The organism is Alteromonas sp. ALT199 (genome assembly GCF_018619335.1).
In the GTDB taxonomy this organism is placed as follows: domain Bacteria; phylum Pseudomonadota; class Gammaproteobacteria; order Enterobacterales; family Alteromonadaceae; genus Alteromonas.
Map to the genome: position 1 here is coordinate 1 of NZ_JAHHDX010000157.1, position 1,932 is coordinate 1,932.

Genomic DNA, 1,932 nt, shown 5'->3' on the forward strand with positions numbered 1-1,932 from the left:
CCGTAGATTCAATTGGAAATGAAGCTTTTTTGTTGCTCATTCAACTTTCCTTCCTCAATTTACTGTGACACATAACTTTAAGCTAAGGGGCGCTAGCGCGGTGTTAGCGTCCCAGCGACCGAAGGGAGTGCCAACAGCGTTTTGTTAGGCGTACAACTGAAAGTACGCAGCTCTGCTGCCACCACTAGCCAATTAGACCGCATGTTTAAATTATTAAATTTAAGATAAAACAACCCTGTGCGAAATGCCAGATGTTAACGACATTGCTGGATAAATGAGCGAGTTTAGAAAGCTAGTGATGTTGAATGTTGGCGTTGCGGTGTTGATGAAAAGCGCGTTGCTAAAGCCGTTGAAACTACCGAAAAGCTAGCCGCAAAGACAACCTAGTGAAACAGCCTTTATGCTGGAATGTCACGATTGAACCCACTTTTTTAAGCTGTAAGTAAATGACGCCTAACGCCGTTTTAAGCGGCAAATTGCAGTTGGCTAAAATAAGTAAGGCACGAACAAAAAGCCAACTGTAATTTGTCCGACTTGAAAACCCTTGTTATAACGATTTTGACTCAGCTTTTGAAAGCTCTTGACCGCCAAAAATAAAACACAACATTAATATTAACTCATCAATTAGCCAAAAACTTGATAACCCTGTTGTTATTATTAACACCGTCAAAATAACACCCGGAATAAAAAATGTAAGAAACTTATCTTTTCTCTGGCTAGGAAATAAATATATATATAAAAAAGCTAAAACAGCCCCTATAACTGAAGACAACAAATAAGGTGTTAAATTGATTAGATTTAATTCGATTTCAGAATAAAATCCGCGTAACAAAAATATTGTCACGGACATTGTAATACACATGATTAGTGAATATTTTATATTGTGAGCGGTAATGAGCATCTTGACTACCCTTATCGTTATAACGCTAAGCTTTGGGGCGCTAGCACGTGGGCTAAAATCCGAGCGAAGCGAGTCAGCCCACGTGTTAGCGTCCCAGCGACCGAAGGGAGTGCCAACAGCGTTTTGTTAGGCGTACAACTGAAAGTACGCAGCTTTGCTGCCACCACTAGCCGATAAGGCCACTTATTTAAATTATTGAAATTAAGATAAAACAACCCTGTGCGAAATGCCAGATGTTAACGACATTGCTGGATAAAAGAGCGAGTTTAGAAAGCTGGTGATGCAGAATGTTGGCGTTGTGATGTTGATTAAAAGCGCGTTGCTAAAGCCGTTGAAACTACCGAAAAAGCAAGCTGTAAAGACAACCTAGTGAAACAACCTTGATGCTTGAATGTCACGGTTTAACCCACATTTTAATACTGTAAGTAAATGACGCCTAACTTTTCAATAACGGGCGCAGGCACGTGGGGCATAATGGCGAAGCCGCGCCGCGTGTATGCGTCCCAGCGAACAAAGTGAGCGAGTTAATTGAGTTGTTATACCGTGTCTGTTCGGAGAACATAATGGTCGAATGCCGTTACTTTGCTATAACCGTGTTTTTCATAGAGTGCTTTCGCTGCAACATTGTCTACTGCCGTTGCTAATTTTAAAGAGAAGCTGTCATTTTCTTTAGCGTATGTTTTTACGTGATCTAACAATGCGCTAGCCACACCTTTACCTCTAGCACTCACCACAACGAATAAGTCGTTTAAATACCACATCTTTTTCATAGCAACAGATGAAAATGAAGGATAAAGTTGAATAAATCCCAAAGGTTCTCCATCTGAACTGAGTGCTATAAAGAATCTTGAATCTTTTTTCTCAAAACGCTCAGATAAGAATTCAGTAGAAGCGTTCAAGTTTGATGGTTGCCCATAAAATTGACGATATAAATCAAAAACTTTTGAGGCAGCTTCAATTTTAGTTTTATCAGCTTTATAAATTTCCATTTTTAGTGGAACCTCCTTTTAGGTATAACTTTTAAATAAGGG

2 protein-coding genes are annotated in these 1,932 nt (G+C 39.6%); both read right to left on the reverse strand.

Features of this window, described 5'->3' with window-relative positions:
* Positions 1 to 547: 547 nt before the first annotated feature.
* Positions 548 to 850, reverse strand: a complete 303-nt coding sequence (locus tag KL866_RS17840) for a hypothetical protein (protein WP_214996278.1) — start codon at positions 848 to 850, stop codon at positions 548 to 550.
* 587 nt (positions 851 to 1,437) lie between these two features.
* Complete coding sequence (locus tag KL866_RS17845; protein WP_214996280.1) at positions 1,438 to 1,890, reverse strand: GNAT family N-acetyltransferase; 453 nt, start codon at positions 1,888 to 1,890, stop codon at positions 1,438 to 1,440.
* Between the last annotated feature and the right edge of the window lie 42 nt (positions 1,891 to 1,932).